The organism is Microlunatus sp. GCM10028923 (assembly GCF_042666975.1).
Classification (GTDB): domain Bacteria; phylum Actinomycetota; class Actinomycetes; order Propionibacteriales; family Propionibacteriaceae; genus Microlunatus.
In genome coordinates this window covers 60,991-82,627 of sequence record NZ_JBHTFF010000017.1, presented here as the reverse complement: position 1 = coordinate 82,627, position 21,637 = coordinate 60,991, and the positions used below count along the sequence as shown (strand labels likewise).

General features: G+C 70.0%; 16 protein-coding genes. 9 read left to right on the top strand and 7 right to left on the bottom strand.

Going from position 1 to position 21,637, the window contains the following annotated elements:
* Positions 1 to 83: 83 nt before the first annotated feature.
* On the top strand, positions 84 to 4,652 hold the full coding sequence (gltB, locus tag ACFQU4_RS31585; RefSeq protein WP_377499847.1) for a glutamate synthase large subunit: 4,569 nt from the start codon (positions 84 to 86) through the stop codon (positions 4,650 to 4,652).
* The gene (locus tag ACFQU4_RS31580) at positions 4,645 to 6,105 is read left to right on the top strand and encodes a glutamate synthase subunit beta (RefSeq protein WP_377499845.1); all 1,461 of its coding nucleotides are present in this window, start codon (positions 4,645 to 4,647) and stop codon (positions 6,103 to 6,105) included. The genes gltB and ACFQU4_RS31580 overlap by 8 nt, the downstream gene beginning before the upstream one ends.
* Before the next feature lie 146 nt (positions 6,106 to 6,251).
* Here ACFQU4_RS31580 and ACFQU4_RS31575 read toward each other — a convergent pair whose 3' ends face one another.
* The 3 genes from ACFQU4_RS31575 to ACFQU4_RS31565 all read right to left on the bottom strand — a co-directional run bounded on the left by ACFQU4_RS31575 (position 6,252) and on the right by ACFQU4_RS31565 (position 9,238).
* Positions 6,252 to 7,397 (bottom strand): winged helix DNA-binding domain-containing protein, encoded by a 1,146-nt coding sequence (locus ACFQU4_RS31575; RefSeq protein WP_377499843.1) that lies wholly within the window; start codon positions 7,395 to 7,397, stop codon positions 6,252 to 6,254.
* Between the two features lie 143 nt (positions 7,398 to 7,540).
* Positions 7,541 to 8,374, bottom strand: coding sequence for a MarR family transcriptional regulator (locus tag ACFQU4_RS31570; RefSeq protein ID WP_377499842.1), 834 nt, complete (start codon positions 8,372 to 8,374; stop codon positions 7,541 to 7,543).
* 81 nt (positions 8,375 to 8,455) lie between these two features.
* Positions 8,456 to 9,238 (bottom strand): phytanoyl-CoA dioxygenase family protein, encoded by a 783-nt coding sequence (locus ACFQU4_RS31565; RefSeq protein ID WP_377499840.1) that lies wholly within the window; start codon positions 9,236 to 9,238, stop codon positions 8,456 to 8,458.
* A 127-nt stretch (positions 9,239 to 9,365) separates the two neighbouring features.
* On the opposite strand from ACFQU4_RS31565, the gene ACFQU4_RS31560 reads away from it, so the two are divergent.
* Positions 9,366 to 10,145, top strand: a complete 780-nt coding sequence (locus ACFQU4_RS31560; protein ID WP_377499838.1) for a helix-turn-helix transcriptional regulator — start codon at positions 9,366 to 9,368, stop codon at positions 10,143 to 10,145.
* A gap of 3 nt (positions 10,146 to 10,148) precedes the next feature.
* Here ACFQU4_RS31560 and ACFQU4_RS31555 read toward each other — a convergent pair whose 3' ends face one another.
* Positions 10,149 to 10,370 (bottom strand): ferredoxin, encoded by a 222-nt coding sequence (locus ACFQU4_RS31555; protein ID WP_377499836.1) that lies wholly within the window; start codon positions 10,368 to 10,370, stop codon positions 10,149 to 10,151.
* Positions 10,371 to 10,427: 57 nt separating this feature from the next.
* Here ACFQU4_RS31555 and ACFQU4_RS31550 point away from each other — a divergent pair, with 57 nt between their 5' ends.
* Positions 10,428 to 11,594 (top strand): cytochrome P450, encoded by a 1,167-nt coding sequence (locus tag ACFQU4_RS31550; RefSeq protein WP_377499834.1) that lies wholly within the window; start codon positions 10,428 to 10,430, stop codon positions 11,592 to 11,594.
* A 10-nt stretch (positions 11,595 to 11,604) separates the two neighbouring features.
* On the opposite strand, the gene ACFQU4_RS31545 is transcribed toward ACFQU4_RS31550, so the two are convergent.
* A complete protein-coding gene (locus ACFQU4_RS31545; RefSeq protein WP_377499832.1) occupies positions 11,605 to 12,177 on the bottom strand; it encodes a TetR/AcrR family transcriptional regulator in 573 nt (190 codons plus the stop codon).
* A 49-nt stretch (positions 12,178 to 12,226) separates the two neighbouring features.
* Here ACFQU4_RS31545 and ACFQU4_RS31540 point away from each other — a divergent pair, with 49 nt between their 5' ends.
* The 5 genes from ACFQU4_RS31540 to dnaE all read left to right on the top strand — a co-directional run bounded on the left by ACFQU4_RS31540 (position 12,227) and on the right by dnaE (position 20,464).
* Positions 12,227 to 14,341: a TRAP transporter permease gene (locus ACFQU4_RS31540; RefSeq protein ID WP_377499830.1), complete on the top strand. Its 2,115-nt coding sequence runs from the start codon at positions 12,227 to 12,229 to the stop codon at positions 14,339 to 14,341.
* Positions 14,334 to 15,347, top strand: a complete 1,014-nt coding sequence (locus ACFQU4_RS31535) for a TAXI family TRAP transporter solute-binding subunit (protein ID WP_377499829.1) — start codon at positions 14,334 to 14,336, stop codon at positions 15,345 to 15,347. The genes ACFQU4_RS31540 and ACFQU4_RS31535 overlap by 8 nt, the downstream gene beginning before the upstream one ends.
* A 107-nt stretch (positions 15,348 to 15,454) precedes the next feature.
* Positions 15,455 to 15,748 (top strand): SelT/SelW/SelH family protein, encoded by a 294-nt coding sequence (locus ACFQU4_RS31530; RefSeq protein WP_377499827.1) that lies wholly within the window; start codon positions 15,455 to 15,457, stop codon positions 15,746 to 15,748.
* A gap of 69 nt (positions 15,749 to 15,817) precedes the next feature.
* Positions 15,818 to 16,675 (top strand): SDR family oxidoreductase, encoded by an 858-nt coding sequence (locus tag ACFQU4_RS31525; protein ID WP_377499825.1) that lies wholly within the window; start codon positions 15,818 to 15,820, stop codon positions 16,673 to 16,675.
* A gap of 252 nt (positions 16,676 to 16,927) precedes the next feature.
* Positions 16,928 to 20,464 (top strand): DNA polymerase III subunit alpha, encoded by a 3,537-nt coding sequence (dnaE, locus tag ACFQU4_RS31520; RefSeq protein ID WP_377499823.1) that lies wholly within the window; start codon positions 16,928 to 16,930, stop codon positions 20,462 to 20,464.
* Between the two features lie 7 nt (positions 20,465 to 20,471).
* Here the strand turns inward: dnaE and ACFQU4_RS31515 are convergent, their stop codons facing one another.
* Positions 20,472 to 20,969 carry a hypothetical protein gene (locus tag ACFQU4_RS31515; RefSeq protein ID WP_377499821.1) on the bottom strand — a complete coding sequence of 166 codons (498 nt, stop codon included), beginning with the start codon at positions 20,967 to 20,969 and terminating at the stop codon, positions 20,472 to 20,474.
* Positions 20,970 to 21,032: 63 nt separating this feature from the next.
* The gene (locus ACFQU4_RS31510) at positions 21,033 to 21,605 is read right to left on the bottom strand and encodes a TetR/AcrR family transcriptional regulator (protein WP_377499819.1); all 573 of its coding nucleotides are present in this window, start codon (positions 21,603 to 21,605) and stop codon (positions 21,033 to 21,035) included.
* Between the last annotated feature and the right edge of the window lie 32 nt (positions 21,606 to 21,637).

Sequence of the window (21,637 nt, the reverse complement as noted above, 5' to 3'; positions counted from 1 at the left end):
ACGAAGGGGGTTCGCTCGCTTCGCTCGGCAGAGCCCCCGTCTCCTGGGCTCCGCCACCGGCCTCGACGACGGGAGTACCGACGATGAAGAATGCGCCTGTACGGCTGTCCCGAGCCCTTCCGGGTCGCCCGGCGGAGGGCCTCTACGACCCCGCGTACGAGCACGACGCCTGCGGTGTCGCGTTCGTCGCCACGCTGTCCGGCGAGGCGAACCACACGATCGTCGAGCAGGGCCTGGAGGCGCTCCGTAATCTCGATCACCGCGGCGCGACCGGCGCCGACCCGGGCACCGGCGACGGCGCCGGCATCCTGATCCAGGTCCCGGACGAGTTCCTCCGCGCCGAGGCGGGGTTCGAGCTGCCGAGGCCCGGCGGGTACGCGGTCGGCCACGCCTTCCTGCCGACCGACGAGGAGGACGCGGCCAAGGCGCGCGCCCAGATCGAGCGGCTGGCCGAGGAGGAGAGTCTCGCGGTCCTCGGCTGGCGCGTGGTGCCGACCGACACGACCTCGCTGAGCAACGTCTCCCGGGATGCGATGCCGCGGTTCGAGCAGCTGTTCGTGGCGGCCCGGCCGACCCCGCTGATGGGCATCGCGCTGGAGCGGCTCGCGTACTGCCTGCGCCGCCGGGTGCAGAACGAGGTCGGCGTCTACATGTCGTCGCTGTCCTGCCGAACCCTTGTCTACAAGGGAATGCTGACCACCGAGCAGCTGGAGCTGGTGTTCCCCGAGCTGCACGACGAGCGGCTGGCCAGCGCGCTGGCGATCGTGCACTCCCGGTTCTCCACCAACACCTTCCCGGCCTGGGAGCTGGCCCACCCGTTCCGGATGATCGCGCACAACGGCGAGATCAACACCGTGATGGGCAACCGGAACTGGATGCGGGCCCGCGAGGCACTGCTGCGGAGCAACCTGCTGCCCGGCGACCTGGAGCGGCTGTTCCCGATCATCACCCCGGGCGAGTCCGACTCGGCGTCGTTCGACCAGGTGGTCGAGCTGCTCCACCTCGGCGGCCGGTCGCTGCCGCACGCCGTGCTGATGATGATCCCGGAGGCGTGGGAGAACAACGCCGAGATGGACCGGGCCCAGAAGGACTTCTACGCCTTCCACTCCTGCCTGATGGAGCCGTGGGACGGCCCGGCCTGCGTCGTCTTCACCGACGGCACCCAGGTCGGCGCCGTACTGGACCGCAACGGGCTGCGGCCGGGGCGGTTCTGGGTCACCGACGACGGCCTGGTCGTGCTCGCGTCGGAGTCGGGCGTGCTCGACCTGCCGGCCGAGAAGGTGATCAAGAAGGGCCGGTTGCAGCCGGGCAAGATGTTCCTGGCCGATCTGGCCGAGCACCGGATCATCTCCGACGACGAGGTGAAGGGTTCGCTGGCCACGGCCGCGCCGTACGGCGAGTGGCTGGTCGGCGGCCGGATCGCCCTGTCCGACCTGCCCGAGCGCGAGCACGTCCGGCACAGCCATGCATCGGTCACCCGGCGCCAGCAGATCTTCGGCTATACCGAGGAGGAGCTGCGCCGGATCCTCGCCCCGATGGCGAACTCGGGCACCGAGCCGATCGGATCGATGGGTACGGACACGCCGGTGGCCGTGCTCAGCGAGCGGCCGCGGCTGCTGTTCGACTACTTCTCCCAGCTGTTCGCCCAGGTGACCAACCCGCCGCTGGACGCGATCCGCGAGGAACTGGTCACCTCGCTCTACAACACGATCGGACCGGAGCACAATCTGCTCGAGCCGGGTCCGCGGTCCTGCCGACGGGTGGTGCTGCCGTTCCCGGTGATCGACTCCGACGACCTGGTCAAGGTCAGGCACATCAACCGCGACGGCGACATGCCGGGCTATGCGACGCACGTGATCCGCGGCCTGTACGACGTGCACGGCACCTCCGGCGGGCCGGGCGGGGCCGAGGCGCTGGCGGCCAAGCTGGAGGAACTCTGCGCCGAGACGTCCGCGGCGATCGCCGACGGGGCTCGGATCATCGTGCTGTCCGACCGGCACTCGACCGCTGAGCTGGCGCCGATCCCGTCGCTGCTGCTGACCTCGGCGATCCACCACCACCTGGTCCGGGAGAAGACCCGGACCCAGGTCGGGCTGGTGGTCGAGGCCGGCGACGTGCGCGAGGTGCACCATGTCGCGCTGCTGATCGGGTACGGCGCCGCCGCGGTGAACCCGTACCTGGCGATCGAGTCGGTGGAGGACCTGGCCCGGCAGGGCGACTTCGTCGACCTCGAGCCCGAGGACGCGGTCAAGAACGTGATCAAGGCGCTCGGCAAGGGCGTGCTCAAGGTGATGAGCAAGATGGGCGTCTCCACCGTCGCCTCGTACACCGGCGCGCAGATCTTCGAGGCGCTCGGCCTGTCCCAGGACCTGGTGGACCGCTACTTCACCGGCACCACCTCGAAGCTGGGCGGGATCGGGCTGGGCGAGCTCAGCGAGGAGGTACGGCAGCGGCACCTGGGTGCCTACCCGTCCGATGGCATTCCGCTGGCGCACCGGCGGCTCGAGGTCGGCGGCGAGTACCAGTGGCGCCGTGAGGGTGAGCCGCACCTGTTCGACCCCGAGACCGTGTTCCGGCTGCAGCACTCGACCCGGGCCGGTCGGTACGACATCTTCAAGACCTACACCCGGCAGGTCGACGACCAGTCCGAGCGGCTGATGACGCTGCGCGGGCTGCTCAGATTCAAGTCCGATCGGCCGTCGATCCCGATCGACGAGGTCGAGCCCGTCTCCGAGATCGTCAAGCGGTTCTCCACCGGGGCGATGTCGTACGGCTCGATCTCCAAGGAAGCGCACGAGACGCTGGCGATCGCGATGAACCGGCTCGGCGGCAAGTCCAACACGGGCGAGGGCGGCGAGGACACGGACCGCCTGCACGACCCGGTCCGGCGCAGCGCGATCAAGCAGGTCGCGTCCGGCCGGTTCGGCGTCACGTCGGACTACCTGACCAACGCCGACGACATCCAGATCAAGGTGGCCCAGGGCGCCAAGCCGGGGGAGGGTGGTCAGCTGCCCGGCCCCAAGGTCTATCCGTGGGTCGCGAAGACCCGGCACTCGACGCCGGGCGTCGGGCTGATCTCGCCGCCGCCGCACCACGACATCTATTCGATCGAGGACCTGAAGCAGCTGATCCACGATCTGAAGTGCGCCAACCCGGCGGCCCGGATCCACGTCAAGCTGGTCGCCGAGGTCGGCGTCGGTACGGTCGCGGCCGGCGTCAGCAAGGCCAAGGCCGACGTGGTGCTGATCTCCGGCCATGACGGCGGCACCGGAGCGGCGCCGCTGACCTCGCTGAAGCATGCCGGCGGCCCGTGGGAGCTCGGCCTGGCCGAGACCCAGCAGACGTTGTTGATCAACGGGCTGCGGGACCGGATCGTGGTCCAGGTCGACGGCCAGCTGAAGACCGGCCGGGACGTGATCATCGGCGCGCTGCTCGGCGCCGAGGAGTTCGGCTTCGCCACGGCGCCGCTGGTGGTCAGCGGCTGTGTGCTGATGCGGGTGTGTCACCTGGACACCTGCCCGGTCGGCGTGGCGACCCAGAACGAGACGCTGCGCAAGCGCTACACCGGCAAGCCCGAGTTCGTGATCAACTTCTTCGAGTACATCGCCGAGGAGGTCCGGGAATACCTGGCCGAGCTGGGATTCCGTACGTTGGACGAGGCGATCGGCCACGTCGAACTGCTGGACTCGACCCAGGCCGTCGATCACTGGAAGGCACACGGCCTCGACCTGTCGCCGATCCTGCACCTGCCGGAGCTGCCGGCCGACGCGCACCGGCGCCAGGTGATCACTCAGGACCACGCGCTGGAGGCCTCGCTGGACACCGAGTTGATCGAGATCTGCCGACCGGCTCTTGATCATGGTGCGCCGGTCCGCGCCCAGGTCGACGTACGCAACATCAACCGGACCGTCGGCACCCGGCTCGGCCACGAGGTGACCAAGGCGACCGACGGGGTGGGGCTGCCCGACGGCACGATCGACATCACCCTGACCGGCAGCGGCGGGCAGAGCTTCGGTGCGTTCCTGCCGGCCGGCGTCACGCTGCGGCTGGAGGGGGACAGCAACGACTACCTGGGCAAGGGACTGTCCGGCGGCCGGATCGTGGTCCGGCCGGACCGGGACGCCGTGCTCACCGCCGAGGAGAACATCATCGCCGGCAACGTGATCGCCTACGGCGCGACGTCCGGCGAGTTGTTCCTGCGCGGCGTGGTCGGCGAACGGTTCTGCGTCCGCAACTCCGGCGCGACCGCCGTCGTCGAGGGCGTCGGTGATCATGCGCTGGAGTACATGACCGGCGGCATCGTCGTGGTCCTCGGCCCGACCGGCCGCAACGTCGCCGCGGGCATGTCCGGCGGGATCGGGTACTTCCTCGATCTTGATCTTGGTCGGCTGAACGCCGAGCTGGTCGACGCCGGCGCACCGACCGAGGCCGACCTCGAGGTGCTGCGCGGGCTGATCGCCAAGCACGCCGAGAACACCGGGTCCACGGTGGCCGAGGGCCTGCTGGTCGACTGGTCCGCCACCGGTGCGCGGTTCACCAAGGTGCTGCCGCGCGACTACGCCCGGGTGGTCGCCGCCCGGGAGCAGGCGGAACGGGACGGACTCGACGACGCGACGACCACGACGAGAATGATGGAGGCCGCTCATGGCTGATCCGCGTGGATTCCTCAAGCACCCCCGCCGGGTGGCGGAGCGCCGCCCGGTCGCCGAACGTGTGAAGGACTGGAACGAGGTCTATCCGGGCTCGCCCGGCCGGGCCCTGCTGCCGATCATCAGCGACCAGGCCGGCCGCTGCATGGACTGCGGCATCCCCTTCTGTCACACGGGTTGCCCGCTGGGCAACCTGATCCCGGAGTGGAACGACCTGGTCTGGCGCGACGACTGGGCCGAGGCCCTGGAGCGGCTGCACGCGACCAATAACTTCCCGGAGTTCACCGGCCGGGTCTGCCCGGCACCGTGCGAGGACGCCTGCGTGGTGGCGATCGCCGACGAGCCGGTGACGATCAAGAACGTCGAGGTCGCGATCATCGACAAGGCGTGGGACGAGCGCCGGGTCGAGCCGCAGCCGCCCGAGTGGCACACCGGCAGCACGGTCGCCGTGATCGGCTCCGGGCCGGCCGGGCTGGCCGCCGCGCAGCAGCTGACCCGGGCCGGGCACACGGTCGCCGTGTTCGAGCGGGACGACAAGCCGGGCGGCCTGCTCCGGTACGGCATCCCCGAGTTCAAGATGGAGAAGAAGGTCGTCGACCGGCGGATCCGGCAGATGCGCGATGAAGGCACCAACTTCCGCTGCAACGTCCGGGTCGGTGTCGACGTCACCGGGCAGCAGTTGCGGCAGCGCTACGACGCAGTGATCGTGGCCACCGGCGCGACCGTACCGCGTGAGCTCGAGGCGAAGAACCCGGAGCTGAACGGTGTCCACTACGCGATGGACTACCTGACCCAGGCGAACCGTTCCTCGCTCGGCGAGGAGGTGCCGGGCCAGATCACCGCCGAGGGCAAGAACGTGATCATCATCGGTGGCGGCGACACCGGTGCCGACTGTCTCGGTACGGCGATCCGGCAGGGCGCGAAGTCGATCTTGCAGCTGGAGCACAACATCATCCCGCCCGAGCAGCGGGAAGCCCACGAGCCCTGGCCGACCTATCCGCGGATCTTCCGGTCGTCGGCGGCCAACGAGGAGGGCGGCGAGCGGCTGTTCAAGGCCGCCACCACCGAACTCGTCGGTGACGAGAACGGCAACCTGACGGCGCTGCGGATCGTCGAGGTGGTCCGGGAGAACCGGGTCAACACGCCGGTCGAGGGGACCGACCGGGAGTTCCCTGCCGACCTGGTCCTGCTGTCGATGGGCTACACCGGCCCGGAGCCGGACGTCCTTGATCAACTCGGCGTGACGACCGAGCGCGGCCTGGCCGTGCGCGGCGAGGACTACAGCACCCAGGCACCGGGCGTCTTCGTCTGCGGCGACGCGGGCCGCGGACAGTCGCTGGTCGTCTGGGCGATCGCCGAGGGTCGCGCCTGCGCCGCCACCGTCGACGAGTTCCTCTCCGGCTCCACCAAACTGCCGAGACCCATTCCCTCCACCGCCCGCCAGATGGCCGTCTGACCAACCCACCGGCCCCCAAAATCCTTCGCTGACCGGGCACAAAAGCAGGCGTTCTGGCGGCGTGTCGCTGCTGAACTGCCCGGTCGATCAGGGGCGGGTGGGCTCCGGGTGCGGCCCATCTCGGCAGCTTGTCGGTACGGGGGTGGTCAGTCGGCCCAGCCGACCCGGTGGTCGCGGCTGTCGGGGGCGACGTACCGCAGCAGTCGCTCGGCCTCGTCGGTGAGGGCAGTCCGGTCCTGGCGGCGAAGCGGCGCGAACGGGTCCAGGGTCAGGGTGGCCAGGTCGGCCGTTGCCTCCCAGGACCAGAGGCCGGCGACCGTGCCGTCGATCAGGAAGGTCGGCAGGACGTCGCCGTTCTTCTTGTAGACCGCGGCGACGTGAGCCGGGTCGACCAGGCGGGCCCGGGCCTTCGGGGCGTACGCGATCAGGGCGCTGTCCCAGCGGGCCAGGAAGCGCGGCGGGGCGGGTACGTCGGCCGGCACCTGGTCGAGGTCGGCCAGGTCGAGCCACGGCTCGCCGCCCGGGCCGTCGAACTCGACGATCCGGTCGCCGAGGGCCCGCAGTGCGCTGCGGACGATCCCGACCCGGCGCTGCCCTGACCACGGCATGAAGTCGCCCGCCGTGGCCGGCCCGTACGCGGCGAGGAACCGCTCGATGCCGGTCCGCAACGCCTCCTCGGGCGTCGGATCCGCCACGGTCGCGGGCAGCCAGCCGGTGGCCGCGACGTAGCTGGGTTTGCCGTGTTCGTTCCAGAAGCCGCTCGGCGGTACGTGCACCAGTCCGCCGCCGGCCGTACCCAGCCGGAACCAGCCGTTGCGGACGCCGCCCGGAATGTGGTCGGCCGGGTCGATCCCCGGGTGGAGCGAGCTCAGCCGTCGCTCGATCTCGGCGACGGTGCGCGGCTCGCGGCAGAAGTCCCGTACCTCGGCGTTGAGCTCGGTCAGGTCGAGGCCGGCCCGGGTCGCGCTCGGCTGCCAGGTCGCCAGCCGCGGCTGGGCCGACAACAGATCGAAGGCCCGGACGTCCGCGGCGTCGACCAGATGCAGCGTCGTCCGCATCACCGTCGCCTTGACCACGCGTGCCTCGGCCAGCGCGTCCTCGAGTTCGGTCACGTCGGCGGTGTGCCGGCGGGTCCAGAGCGCGACGTAGGGCCAGGTCGCATGCTGCGCCTGGAGCCCGGCGACCCGCCCGACGACGTCCGCCACGGCACCGTCGGCCCGCTCGAGCAACTGCTGGCGGTGCAACGTGGCGCGGTTCAGATCCTGCAGCGCCAGCCTGGGCCGAGAGCTCATGCCCCGAGTCTGCCAATCACAACCCGGCGTCGCGCGCCTCGCCCCCGAGTTCGGATCCGCGACCGTTCGTCGCAACCGCGACCGCTGCAACGGTCGCGGATCGGTGCAACGGTCGCGGATCCGTGAGCGGAGCCGGCGGGCGGTCAGTGGCGGTGGTTGGTGAGGGCGGTGGCGAGGGGTTCGAGGGCGGTGATCAGTTCGTCGAGGTCGGCCGGCTCCAGGTGGGCGTACGCGGGAGCGTCCAGGTCGTCGGTCAGCTGCTCGATCCGTTCCCGCAGCGCCCGGCCGGCGTCGGTGAACCGGTCGTCGGCATCGACCAGGCCGCGGGCGCGGAGGCCGTCCAGGACCGCGGCGAGCTTCTCGGCGGGGAGGTGACTGACCCGGCCGTCGGCCAGCGGAGGGGCGCCGTCCGCGAGGGCGCGCAGCACGTGGGACTCGGTGCCGCCGATGCCGGCGACGGCCAGGGCGAGGTTGTGGCAGTCGCCGCGGTACTCGCGGAGCAGGGTGGCGCCGTGCCAGAGCCGGGCCACCGGTTCCTCCGGTACGGGCAGCGAACGGAGCCCGGCGAACAGGGGCCGGGATTCGGTCGGCGCACCGGCCGCCGCCCGGACCAGGAGCTCGGCGGCCCGGCCGACGCAGGGATGGTCGGCGAGGTCGCCCAGGCGCCGCCGCAGCGCCGCGGCACAACCACGTTCCCGCGCGGCCAGGGCGGCCTCGGGCGTCGTGACGTCCCAGACCCGCGGAATGTGCCGGGCGACCTCGCCCTCGGCGAAGTTGTAGAAGACGGCGTGCACCACCTCGGCCGGGGCCAGGCCGAGCGGGGCTGCCCGGCCGGCGAAGTACCCGTCCCAGTAGTTGTGCCGGAGCCCGAGCGCCTCCAGCGCCTCGGTCGGCTCGTGGCTCTCGTACGCGACGAGGTGGATCGGGTCCACCAGCCGCTTCATCCGGCGGGTCACGGGCTCCGGCTGTCCGGTCATGATCAACTCCTGCGTCGCGATGCGGTCCCTGCACTCCTGCCACGAACGGGATGCGCCGGATCGGACACCGGGCTGCGTGGCCTAACCGGGGCCGAGGGTGGTCACCGGCGGCGTGGCCATCCGAGGCGTCTCGATCAGCAGCCGCCAGCTGTCGGTCTCGGTGTCCAGCCAGCGGACGTCGTCGCGATGATATTGCAGCGCGTACGCGACCCGCGGTTCCTCGGTGACGTTCGGCCCGGAGCCATGCACGGTCCACCGGCTGAACGCGACGGCATCGCCCGGCCGCATCCGGATCGGCAGGCACTGCAACGGGTCGACGTCCACCTGGCGATGGGTGTCGCCGTCATCGCTGGACCGGGAGTCGAGTTGTGCGCGGTGCGACCGCGGCACGATCTGCAGACAGCCGTTCTCCGGCGTCATGTCGCCGAGCGCCACCCAGAGGTTGATCGAGCCGAGCGCCGGGTCGTGCCGGGTGTAGTTGTTGTCCTGGTGGAAGTGCATGGTGCCGCCACCGCCGCCGGCCTTCACCGCCGTGAAGGGCAGATAGCGGTGCGCCGTACCGCCGATCAGCCGGGCCGCGACGGCCAGCGTCGCGTCGCCGTTGATCAACTCGTCCAGCGCCGACCCGGCCAGGTACTGCGGGCACTGGCGCAGCTTGTCCGCGGTCTCGGTGGCCCGGTTCAGCCCGGCCCGCGGCACCCCGTTGGCCTCCAGGACGGCGAACACCTCGTTCCGCAACCGTTCGACGGCCCGGCTGTCGACCAGTCCGGGCAGGCTCAGATAGCCTTCCCGCTTGTAGAATTCGACCTCGCTGTCGGTGAGTGAGATCGGTGTGACGATGCCGCTCTGGACCGATTCGATCATGGAGATGTCCCTTTGTTGATCGCGAACGCCGGATGGATGTGATCCATCCTGGCCGGTTCATGATCATCAGGCCATGGAGGTTGACGTCGATGATTTGCATTTTTCGACCGAGGATTGAGGTGGTCGGGTGCTGGACGATCTGATCTTCCTGCACGGCAAGCACACGCCGTCCTGCATCGCGACGGTGGACAAGCACTTCGATTACCACACGGTGCAGTTGCTGACCGGCGGTGCGGTCGAGCTGTTCTACGACGACCAGCGGTACGAGCTCGCCGGTGGCGCCTGGGTCTGGCCCTGCCACCCCGGACCGTGGATCCGCTTCCACGAATGGCCGCGCGGCCGGCCCTGGAATCACCGCTATCTCTCGTTCACCGGCCCGCGGGCGGTCTCCTGGCAGGCCGACGGGTTGTGGCCGCGGCACCCGGTCGCCCTGTCGCCGGAGCACGCCGCTTCCGCCTCCGGCCTGCTGGACGCCGCGACCGAGCTCGCCCACCGGTCCGACTCCTGGTCCCAGCGCCGCGCCGTGAACCTGCTCGAGCGGCTGCTGCTGGAACTGGCCGAGGGCACCGCCCGGCCGAGTCTCGGCCGGCCGGCCTGGCTGGACCGGGTGCTCCGGGAGCTGGCCGGGGCGGACCAGCCGCCGGACTATGCCCGGCTGGCCGCCGCCGTCGGGATGTCGCTGACCACGTTGCGCCGCCGGTTCCGTGAGGCCACCGGGCAGACGCTGCACCAGCACCACCTGGCCTGCCGGGTCACCGAGGCCAAGCGACGGCTGAGCGACTCCGACGAGCCGATCAAGCTGATCGCCCAGCGACTCGGCTACCGCGACGTCTTCTACTTCAGTCGCCAGTTCCGGCAGCTGGCCGGCACGTCGCCGGCCGCCTACCGCCGCAGCCGCCAGGGCTGACGCTCAGTCCAGGATCGTGATCGCCTGGCCGGGGCAGCCGAGCGCGGCCCGGTGCACCGCCGACTCCAGGGCGGCCGCCGGCTCGGCGTCGAGCACGTACCCCTTGTCGTCCTCCTCGCGCTGGTCGAACACCTCCTCGGTGATCAACACGCACTGGCCGGAGCCGATGCACCGGTCCTGATCGATCTCCACCTGCACGGCAGCCTCCTTGTTCGCCTTGGTCACGACTGTTAACTTGAGAGTAAACACTCTCCCGTCAATCACCGTGCCCCAGGGGGTCTGATGGATCAACTTCCCTTCCCGTCCACCGGCGATCCGCTCGCGATCGCGCCGCGGTACGCCGAGCTGCAGCGGACCGAACCGCTGACCCGGGTGCTGACCTCGGTCGGCGACGAGGCCTGGCTGGCCACCGGCTACGAGGTGGTCCGGCAGCTCGCCTCGGAGCCGACCCTGGGCCGCGGCCATCCCGAGCCGGAACGTGCCGCGCGGAGCCACAAGGCCGCCCTGCTCGGCGGGCCGAGCGGCGACTTCGAGACCGAGCAGGAGAACCACGTCCAGATGCGCCGGCTGCTCGGCTCCGCGTTCTCGGCCCGCCGGATGCGGCTGCTGCAGGCGTCGATCGAGCAGCAGGTGGACGCACTGCTGGAGGCCTTCGGCCCTCCTCCGATTGATCTTCACGAGGCCCTGTCGGCGCCGCTTCCCGTGATGGTGATCTGCGATCTGCTCGGCGCGCCGGTCGAGGACGCCGACCTGCTCCGTACCTTCTCGAACCGGCTGGCCAAGATCACCGACGCCGCGGACTCGCACGCCGCCGACCAGGAGTTCAACGAGTACGCGGCCGGGCTGCTGGACCGCAAGCGGGCCGAGCCGGGCGAGGACGTCTTCTCGGACCTGGCCACGGTGGACGGGCTGGCGGCGGCCGAGGCGGCCCGGCTGGCCAAGGGCCTGCTGTTCGCCGGCCACGAGACGACGATGACCCGGATCGACCTGGGCACCCTGCTGTTCCTCCGTCATCCCGACCAGCGTCGCCGGCTGCACGAGGACCCGTCCTTGATCAACGGCGCGGTGGAGGAGATCCTCCGGCTCACCATCGGGACCGGCGAGTCCGCGGGCACCCTGCTCCGCTATGCGGGTACGGAGCTCAAGATCGACTCGACCGTGATCAACATCGGTGACGCGGTACTGCTCGGCTTCGGCGTGGCCAACCGGGATCCCGGCGTGTTCGACCGGCCGGACGCCTTCGACATCGGTCGCGATCCCAACCCGCACGTCGCCTTCGGCCACGGCCCGCACTACTGCATCGGCAACAGCCTGGCCCGGATCGAGCTGCGGGCCGTGTTCGCGCGGCTGTTCGAGCGCTATCCGGAGCTCCGGCTGGCGACCGACCGGCTGGAACTCCGCGACGACGCGATCGGTGGGGGACTCGCGGCCCTGCCGGTGGCCTGGTAGCGGCGCGGGTTCAGCGACCGGCGATCGCCGCGGCCGCCATCGACCGGATTGCTTCGGTCAGGTCGTTCGCGGCGATCGGCCGGTCCGTGTCCAGCCAGGCCAGGATCGACTGGATCGCCAGCTCCGGCACCATCGCGGCGAGCCAGGTCCGCCGCCGGCGATCCCGGACCCGGACGGCCAGCAGGTCGTTCGAGGTGGCCCGCTGGGTCGCGTCCAGCTCACGTACGTAATCGGCGAACTCGGGCTCCCGGCGGACGTGCCGGAACAGGATCCGGAACCCGTCCGGATCCTGGTCGGCGGCCTGCACCAGCCGGGACAGGCGATCCGCCTCGGGGCCTGTCGACGAGGCGGACAGCCGGTCCCAGGCCTGGCCCAGCACGGCCAGGTAGATCTCGCGCTTGGTCGAGAAGTGCCGGTAGATCAACACCTTGGTCACCCCGGCCGCCTCGGCGATCTCGTCCACCGTCGTGCCGGCGAACCCACGCCGCAGGAAGGCGCGCGCCGCCGCGGCGATGATCTGGTCGCGGCGTTCGGCCCGGCCGAGCAGGACCCGCTCGCCGCGCGGTGCGCTGCCTCGGGTCATGGTGGGAAGCCTATGCCGAACGCCGGGGCTTGCGCCGTATAGTCACCGCATGGGTCCCGACGCGGTGGATGCTCAGGCAGCTGATCAACGTCGCGAGATGACCCGGCCGGTCGGCAAGGAGCAGGTCGACGAACTGATCGCCACCTACGACGAGGAACGCCCGGCTCGTCGGCTCGGCCCGCGGCTCGACCTGGTCCTCGGTGCGCTCTGCTTCGTGATCGCGGTCTGGGTGCTCTGGCAGGTGTTCTTCCCGCTGCCGCAGGGCAACCAGTACTCCTTGATCATCTTCCTCGGCGCGACGCTGCCGCTGGTCTTCCTCACCTTCCGGTTCCGCAAGCGACGCCGGGCCGGCGCCCGCGGCGACAACCCGGGAGTGATCGACTGGCTGCTCGCCGTGGCCGCGCTGCTGGTCTGTCTCTATCCGGTCCTGCCGGCGCCGGGCGGCGGCTTCAACGCGTTCCTTGATCGACAAGGGCAGTTGAGCACGCTCGACGTGATCGCCGGCGCGCTGCTCACCGTCCTGCTGTTGGAGGCGTGCCGGCGGACCACCGGGCTGGTGCTGCCGATCGTCTGCGTGATCTTCTTCCTGTACGCCTACTACGGCGGCTTCCTGCCGATCTCCTGGCCGATCAGCCACGCCGGCGTCGACTTCGACCAGATCATCAACGGCTTCTACAACGACCAGTCCGGCTTCTACGGCACGCCACTCGATGTCGCCGCCTCCTACATCGTGCTGTTCACGATCTACGGCGCCGTACTGGACGCGACCGGGGCCGGCCGGTTCTTCATCGAGCTGTCCTTCGCCCTGTTCCGCAAGTCCCGCTCGGCGCCCGGCCGGACCGTGACGCTGTCCGGGTTCCTGCTCGGCACCGTGTCCGGCTCGGGTACCGCGACGGCGGTCAGCCTGGGTGCGGTGACCTGGCCGATCCTGCGCCGGGCCGGCTACCCGCGGGAGAACGCGGGCGGGATGCTGGCCGCGGCCGGGATCGGGGCGATCCTGTCGCCACCGACGTTGGGTGCGGCCGCGTTCATCATCGCGGAGTATCTGCGCGTCCCGTACCTGCAGGTGTTGCTCTGGGCCGTGGTGCCGACGATCTTGTTCTACCTCGGCATCATCCTGGCGGTCGAGATCGACTCGCGGCGGTTCGGGGCGCAGGCGGTCGAGCTGCCGCGGCGCAACCCGGTCCGGCTGCTGCTCCGGTACGGCTACCACCTGCTGTCGCTGGCGATCATCGTCGTCTTCCTGGCCGTCGGCATCCCGCCGTTCCGCGCCGTCGTGTACGCCACCGCCGTCGCGGCCCTGTTCGGACTGGTGGAGCGCCTGGTCTCCCGGCACGACCCGCTCGACCCGGACACCGAGCCGCAGCAGCGCGGCCAGGCCATGATCACGTACGGCAAGGACGTGGCCCGCGCCCTGAGCAGCGGCATCCGGTCCGCGCTCGGCGTGGTCACCGTCTGCGCGTCCGCCGGCGTGATCACGTCGGTGATCGTCAAGACCGGCCTGGGCCAGAACCTGGCCGACATCCTGGTCGCGGCGGCCCGGGCCCTGACCGACAACCCGACCGTCGTGTTGATCTTGACCGCGGTGCTGGCCGCGGTCGCGGTGCTGCTGCTCGGCCTCGCGGTGCCGGTGACGGCCTCGTTCATCATCGCCTGGGTGGTGATCGGGCCGGCGCTGCAGGCGCTCGGGGTGAGCCCGCCCGAGGCGGCCATGTTCATCTTCTACTACGCCGTGCTGTCGGAGGTGTCGCCGCCGACCGCGCTGGCCGCGGTCGCGTCCTCGGCGATCACCGGCGGCATGACGATCCCGACCATGTGGCAGGCGACCAAGTACGCGCTGCCGGCCTTCCTGGCCCCGCTGGCGTTCGTGATCACCGACAACGGGTCGCACCTGCTGCTGCAGGGGTCGCCGTTCGACGTCCTCTGGACGACCGTGGTGAGCATGATCGCGATCGCGGCGCTGGCCGCGCTGACCGGCGGCTGGATCGTCCGTGAGGCGAACTGGCTGCAGCGGCTGCTCTGCCTGCCCGCGGCCCTGCTGTTGCTCTACCTGCACCCGGTCTCGATCGCGATCGGCCTGGCCTGCGCCGCGGTCGCGGTGATCTTGAACCTGCTCTCCTCCCGACGACAATCTCCAACGATGCAAGGAGTTTCCGATGCGTGATCAGCTCCGTCCGGCGACCATGATCGTCGCGACGCTGTCCGTACTGGCGCTGGTGTTGAGCGGCTGCGGCGGCCGCCAGGACCGCAGCAGCGAACCGACCGGCGGCGGGTCGGCCGGCGCCTGCGAACCGACCGCGGCCCAGCTGACCATGGCCACCGGCAACAGCACCGGCGTCTACTACGTGCTCGGCGGCGGGATGGCCGGCCTGATCAGCTCCGAGACGCCGATCCGTACCACGGCGGCGGAGACCGGCGCCTCGGTGCAGAACATCCAGCAGTTGGTCGACGGCACCTACGACATCGCGTTCTCGCTGGCCGACACGGCGGCCGATGCCGTGGCCGGGAAGAGCGCGTTCGACCAGCCGCAGGCGATCCGGGCGCTGGGCCGGATCCATTCCAACTACACCCAGGTGGTGGCCCGCAAGGACGCCGGGATCGACTCGATCGAGGACCTGCGCGGCAAGACCGTCTCCACCGGCTCGCCGAAGTCCGGCACCGAGGTGATCGCGAACCGGCTGCTGCAGGCCGGCGGCCTGGACCCGGCGAAGGACGTGAAGGCGCAGCGACTGGATCTGGCCAAGACCGTGGACGGCCTCAAGGACGGCTCGATCGACGCGTTCTTCTGGTCCGGCGGCCTGCCGACGCCGAACCTGACCGACCTGTTCACCTCGCAGCCCGACCTGGCCGCGTTCGTCGACATCACCCCACAGCTGGCGAAGCTGCAGGAGATCAACCCCGTCTACGCGGAGGGCACCATCCCGGCGGCGACGTACAACCTGAAGAGCGACGTGAAGACGATCGTGGTGCCGAACGTCCTGCTGGTCCGCGACGACTTCCCGGCCAACAACGCCTGCGCGATCACCAAGCTGCTCTGGAGCAGCAAGGACAAGCTGGCCCAGGTGCACCCGTCGGCCAAGGAACTGGACCCGAAGCTCGGTCAGGAGACCGCGCCGATCGAGCTGGCCGCGGGGTCGAAGGAGGCGCTCACCGAACTCGCCGGGGGCTGACGCTCAGCAGCTCAGGACGTGTTGCCTTCGGGGCCCAGGGACCCGTTGGAGATGGGGCCGCCGTCGGAGATCCGGCCGGTCCGGGGCGGATCGCGGACAATGGGCCGATGTCCGAGACACGGCGACCGCGCGTCGCGATCAGTTACTGCACGCAATGCCGCTGGCTGCTCCGGGCCGGCTGGATCGCGCAGGAGTTGCTGAGCACGTTCCCGCGGGAACTCGGCGAGGTTGCGCTGGTGCCGACCACCGGCGGTGCCTTCGTCATCGAGGTCGACGACGTGCGGGTCTGGGACCGCGCCGCCGACGGTGGCTTTCCGGAGATCGCGGAGCTCAAACGCCGCGTTCGCGACCTGGTCGCCCCCGGGCGCGCGCTGGGTCATGTCGATCGGGCCGGCGATTGACGGAATAGTGGACCGCCTCCCAAGGTTTGTTGAGACGTCAAGTACCCGACGAACTGAGGAGACGGACAGATGGCGATCGCGGTGACCGGTGCGACCGGACAACTGGGTGGGCTGGCGCTCGAGGCGCTGACGGCGAGCGGGCAGCGGCCCGCAGATCTGGTCGCGGTGGTCCGCGATCCGGCCCGGGCGACGGCGCTCGCCGAGCGGGGGATCGAGGTGCGGACCGCCGACTACGACGATCCGGACGCCCTGCTGAAGGCGTTCCAGGGCGTCGAGCGGCTGCTCTTCGTGTCCGCCAGCGAACCAGGTCGGCGGCTGGAGCAGCACCGCAACGTCGTCGAAGCAGCCGTCGCGGCCGGCGTCGGTCACCTCGTCTACACCAGTGCGCCGCACGCCGACAGTTCGGACCTGGTGCTGGCGCCCGACCACAAGGCGACCGAGGAGTTGATCAAGGAATCGGGGTTGCCGGCGACCATCCTGCGGAACAACTGGTACACCGAGAACTACGCCGCCCAGCTGGACGAGGCGCGCAACACCGGGGCGATCACGGCGGCCGCGGGGGAGGGCCGGGTGGCCTCGGCGTCCCGGGCCGACTTCGCCGCCGCGGCGGCCGCCGTACTGACCGGTGATGATCATGCCGGCAAGGTGTACGAGCTCGCCGGCGACACCGCCTGGACCTACGCCGACCTGGCCGCCGCCCTCGGCGAGGTGGTCGGCCGCGAGGTGGTCTACCGGCCCGTCGCGCCGGCCGACCTGACCCAGAAGTTGATCACCGCCGGACTCGACGAGCCCACCGCCGGGTTCGTCGCGGCGCTCGACGCCAACATCGCCGCCGGCGCCCTCGACGACACCGGCGACCGCACCCTGAGCCGCCTCCTCGGCCGCCCCACCACGCCGCTCCTGGAGGGCCTCCGCGCGCTGTCCTGACCCGGGCCGTCGGTTTTCACGGTACGTGAAAAACTGTCGCTTCCCGCGAGATGTATCTCGCGGGAAGTGCCAAGAAGTGTGGGGAAGTGGGGCTGGGGGACGCCTCGCAGTGGACTGTCAGTGGCGTGCTGTGGACTGTCGGCGGCGTGCCTAATGATGGGGCGTTCCGAGAGGGCATAAGGTGTGTGTCCGAGCCGAACTTCCCCACGGCCGGCGCCGCGTACTTCGAGTATTGGAGGAAGGTTTCAGGTCATGGCGGGAACCACGGCGGCAGCGGGTCAGGACAGCTTCGTTCACCTCCACGTACACACCGAGTTCTCGATGCTGGACGGGGCCGCCCGGATCGGCGATCTGTTCGCCGGTGCGGAGCGGATGGGGATGCCGGCGCTGGCGGTCACCGACCACGGATTCCTGCACGGGGCGTACGAGTTCTACAAGCAGTCGAAGAAGTACCCGGTGAAGCCGATCATCGGCATCGAGGCGTACGTGACGCCGAAGACCCACCGCAGTGAACGCAAGCGGGTCCGCTGGGGCGACGGCGGCGGGGACGACGTCTCCGGCGGTGGCGCGTTCACCCACATGACGATCCTGTCCGAGACCAACGAGGGCATGCACAACCTGTTCCGGCTGGGCTCCCGGGCCTCGCTGGAGGGCTTCTTCTACAAGCCGCGGATGGACCGCGAGCTGCTCTCCCAGTACTCCAAGGGCCTGATCGCCACCACCGGCTGCCCGTCCGGCGAGGTGCAGACGTACCTCCGGCTGGGCAAGTACGACGAGGCGGTCGCCAGCGCCGCCGAGTTCCGCGACATCTTCGGCGCCGGCAACTACTTCGTCGAGATCATGGACCACGGTCTGAACCTGGAGAAGCGGGTCCGGGAGGACCTGCTCAAGATCTCCCGGGACCTGAACCTGCCGCTGGTCGCGACCAACGACCTGCACTACTCGACGCCGGACGCCGCCGCCGCGCACGAGGTGCTGCTCTGCGTCCAGACCGGCGCCACCATGGCCGACGCGAACCGGTTCAAGCTGGACGGCAACGGCTACTACCTGAAGTCGCCGGCCGAGATGCGCCAGGTGTTCAAGGAACTGCCGGAGGCCTGCGACAACACGCTGGCGATCGCCGAGCGGTGCGAGATCGCCTTCACCGAGGGCGAGGGCCGGTTCATGCCGCGCTACCCCTGCCCGCCCGGCGAGGACGAGATCTCCTGGTATCTCAAGGAGGTCGAGAAGGGCCTGGCGTACCGCTACCCGGGCGGGATCACCGACGAGATCCGCAAGCGCGCGGACTACGAGAACGAGGTGATCATCCAGAAGGGCTACCCGGGCTACTACCTGGTGGTCGCCGACTTCATGCAGTGGGCCAAGGACCGGGGCATCCGGACCGGTGTGCGCGGGTCGGGTGCGGGATCGCTGACGGCCTATGCGATGCGGATCACCGACCTGGATCCGCTGGAGTACAAGCTGACCTTCGAGCGCTTCCTGAACCCGGAGCGCGACTCGCCGCCCGACTTCGACGTGGACTTCGACGAGCGTCGGCGGGGCGAGGTGATCCGGTACGTCACCGAGAAGTACGGCGACGACCGGGTGGCCCAGATCGCCACCTACGGCACGATCAAGGCGAAGCAGGCGGTCAAGGACGCGTCCCGGGTGCTCGGCTACCCGTTCGCGATGGGTGACCGGATCACCAAGGCGATGCCGCCGCCCGTGATGGGCAAGGACGTGCCGCTGACGAAGCTGTTCGACGACACGCACCCGCGGTACGCGGAGGGCGGCGAGTTCCGCCAGCTCTACCAGCAGGACAACGACATCCAGCGGGTGGTCGACACGGCCCAGGGGCTGGAGGGCCTGATCCGGCAGTCCGGCGTGCACGCGGCCGGCGTGATCATGTCCTCGGATCCGCTGCTGGACATCATCCCGATCATGAAGCGGGACGCCGACGGGGCGATCATCACCCAGTTCGACTACCCGTCCTGCGAGGCGCTCGGCCTGGTCAAGATGGACTTCCTGGGCCTGCGGAACCTGACCGTGCTGGGCGACGCGGTGGAGAACGTGAAGCTCAACCGCGGGGTCACCCTCGACCTCGACGCGCTCGGGGCCGAGCCGACCGACGAGGCCGCGTACGAACTGCTCAGCCGGGGCGACACGCTCGGCGTGTTCCAGTTGGACAGTGGTGGCACCCGGTCGCTGCTGCGGCTGATGCGGCCGAAGCGGATCCAGGACATCATGGCGACGATCGCCCTGTATCGGCCTGGTCCGATGGGCATCAACTCCCACGTCAACTACGCCCTGCGGCGCAGCGGACAGCAGGAGGTCGTCTATCCGCACCCGGAAGTGATCCAGGCCCTGGAGCCGGTGATCGCGGACAACTTCGGCCTGATCGTCTATCAGGAGGACGTGATCGAGGTCGCCCGGCAGCTGGCCGGGTACACGCTGGGCCGCGCCGACATGCTGCGGCGCGCGATGGGCAAGAAGAAGAAGGAAGTCCTCGACGCGGAGTACGCGCCGTTCGCCGCCGGCATGAAGGAGCGCGGCTTCTCCGACGACGCGGTCAAGGCGGTCTGGGACGCGCTGATGCCGTTCGCCGACTACGGCTTCGGCAAGGCGCACGCCGCCGCGTACGGCCAGGTGTCCTACTGGACCGCGTACCTGAAGGCCAACTATCCGGCCGAATACATGGCCGCCGTGCTGACCTCGGTCAAGGACGACAAGGACAAGATGGCCATCTACCTGGCCGAGTGCCGGCGGATGGGGATCAAGGTGCTGCCGCCGGACGTGAACGAGTCGGAGCACAACTTCACCCCGGTCGGATCCGACATCCGCTTCGGCCTGACCGCCATCCGCAACGTCGGCTCGAACGTGGTCGACGACATCGTGGCCTCGCGGGACGGCAAGGGGAAGGCTGCCACCTTCTACGACTACCTGGACCACATCGGCCAGATCGCCTGCAACAAGCGGGTCACCGAGTCGTTGATCAAGGCCGGGGCGTTCGACTCGATGGGGCACAGCCGGCGGGCGCTGATGTCGATCTACGAGAACGCGGTCGACAGCGTGATCGACATCAAGCGGAACTCGGCGCACGGGCAGGACGACCTGTTCGGCGATCTCGGCGGCGACGACCCGGTCCTTGGCGGCACGGTGCCGGAGCTGGAGGACTGGGACAAGACCACCAAGCTGGCGTTCGAGCGCGAGATGCTCGGGTTGTACGTCAGCGACCATCCGCTGCAGGGACTGGAACACATCCTGTCCGCCGAACGTGATCTCAGCATCGCCGGCCTGCTGGCCGACGACGGCCCGCGGGAGGGCATGATCACGATCTGCGGCATGATCACGAACATCACCCGGAAGACGACCAAGCGGGGCGACATCTGGGCCGTGATCACGGTCGAGGACCTGGAAGCCTCGATCGAGGTGCTGCTCTTCCCGAAGGCGTACGACCTGGTGTCGACGGTCCTGGCCACCGACACGGTGGTCAAGGTCAAGGGCCGGATGAAGGTGGACGACGACAGCATCGCCCTGACCGGGCAGGAGCTGTCGCTGCCCGACGTCACCGACGCGCCGTCCGGCCCGGTGGTGATCTCGCTGCCCGCCGTGCGCTGCACGCCGCCGGTGGTCGAGCAGCTCCGAGCGGTGCTCTCCTCGCATCCGGGCGGCACAGAGGTACGGCTCAAGCTGGTGTCATCGGGCAAGACGACGCTGATGCGGCTTGATCAACAGCTCCGGGTGAACCCGTCCGGTCCGCTGATGGCGGACCTGAAGGCCCTCCTCGGGCCCTCCTGCCTGGCCTCCTGAGCCGCCGTCAGCCTTCCTGATCTTCGGTGTGCTCGGCGATCGACGGCGGGATGGTGATCACTCCTCCGTTGATCACCAGGGGCTCTGCGGCGGTGTCCTCGTACCAGCGCAGGGATCCGACGGCCTCGTCCGCGCCGATCGCTCGCGGACCGAGCCAGCCGAGAAACGCGCGCAGCGGATCGAAGAGATCCGGGTGCAGCTCCTGCCGGGCGGTCAGGGTCCAACCGGCGGGTTCCCGCGCCACCAGGCCGGCCGACAGCTCGCCGCCGATGCTGTGCGCGGCGCCGCGGCCGGCGAACAGTGGATCGGGGTCGGCGATGTCCCACTCGCAGTCGGGATCGCTCGGGTCGCCGAGCGGGTAGGCGGCCCGGAACGCGTCGGTGCCCAGTACCAGCCGCTCCGGCAGTGGTGTCTGGCCGAGGTGCCACCGCAGCTCCGCCAGCTCGTCGGAGGTCAGCCCCGGTCCGAGATCGACATCGAGCAGGAGTTCGTAGCTGTCGGCCATGATCATCATTCTGACGGATCGGCGCCGATTCCGCGCCCGCGCTGAGCCCGTTCGGCCCGCGGTTCAGAGCTTCCGAGTGACCAGTGACTGGAGGTGCCGGCGCAGGATCGTCGGCATGTCCACCTCCGCTGGCGCGAGCAGCCATTGCACCTGAAGCCCGTCGACCAGGGCGTTGATCATGGTCGCGGCGTCCTCCACGTCGACGCCGGCATGCAGGTCGCCCTCGTCACGGATCCGGTGCAGGGCGCGCCGGGTGTCTCTCCGCAGCCGGGCGTAGCGGCGCTGGAAGTAGTCGTGCGCCGGATGGGCCGGGTTGGTGGCCTCGGCGGCGGTGAGGACGTAGAGGCCGATCAGGCCGGGCACGGTCACGTTGTGCTCGACGAGCTTGATCAGGTTCCGCAGCACGTCGAGCCCGGACTCCGACCGCGGGAACCAGCGGCGCTCGTCGGTGTCACGATGCTCCAGCACCGCGGTGAGCAGCGCCTCCTTGCTGGGGAAGTGATGCAGGAGCCCGGGATGGGAGACGCCGCAGCGGGCCGCGATCTCGCGCAGCGAGGAGGAGTTGAAGCCGACCTCGCCGAAGCTGAGGACGGCGGCCTGGAGGATCTGCTCCCGTTTGTTCGTGCGCGCCGGCAAGCTGGCCCCCTTGGCTGTTTCGTGGTTACCGT

Coding starts and splice junctions, on each gene's coding strand:
- ACFQU4_RS31580 (WP_377499845.1), top strand. CDS start 4,645: ATGGCTGATCCGCGTGGATTCCTCAAGCACCCCCGCCGGGTGGCGGAG.
- ACFQU4_RS31545 (WP_377499832.1), bottom strand. CDS start 12,177: ATGACCCGAGGCAGCGCACCGCGCGGCGAGCGGGTCCTGCTCGGCCGG.
- ACFQU4_RS31565 (WP_377499840.1), bottom strand. CDS start 9,238: ATGATCGAATCGGTCCAGAGCGGCATCGTCACACCGATCTCACTCACC.
- ACFQU4_RS31570 (WP_377499842.1), bottom strand. CDS start 8,374: ATGACCGGACAGCCGGAGCCCGTGACCCGCCGGATGAAGCGGCTGGTG.
- ACFQU4_RS31530 (WP_377499827.1), top strand. CDS start 15,455: ATGTCCGAGACACGGCGACCGCGCGTCGCGATCAGTTACTGCACGCAA.
- gltB (WP_377499847.1), top strand. CDS start 84: ATGAAGAATGCGCCTGTACGGCTGTCCCGAGCCCTTCCGGGTCGCCCG.
- ACFQU4_RS31550 (WP_377499834.1), top strand. CDS start 10,428: ATGGATCAACTTCCCTTCCCGTCCACCGGCGATCCGCTCGCGATCGCG.
- ACFQU4_RS31575 (WP_377499843.1), bottom strand. CDS start 7,397: ATGAGCTCTCGGCCCAGGCTGGCGCTGCAGGATCTGAACCGCGCCACG.
- dnaE (WP_377499823.1), top strand. CDS start 16,928: ATGGCGGGAACCACGGCGGCAGCGGGTCAGGACAGCTTCGTTCACCTC.
- ACFQU4_RS31535 (WP_377499829.1), top strand. CDS start 14,334: ATGCGTGATCAGCTCCGTCCGGCGACCATGATCGTCGCGACGCTGTCC.
- ACFQU4_RS31525 (WP_377499825.1), top strand. CDS start 15,818: ATGGCGATCGCGGTGACCGGTGCGACCGGACAACTGGGTGGGCTGGCG.
- ACFQU4_RS31515 (WP_377499821.1), bottom strand. CDS start 20,969: ATGGCCGACAGCTACGAACTCCTGCTCGATGTCGATCTCGGACCGGGG.
- ACFQU4_RS31540 (WP_377499830.1), top strand. CDS start 12,227: ATGGGTCCCGACGCGGTGGATGCTCAGGCAGCTGATCAACGTCGCGAG.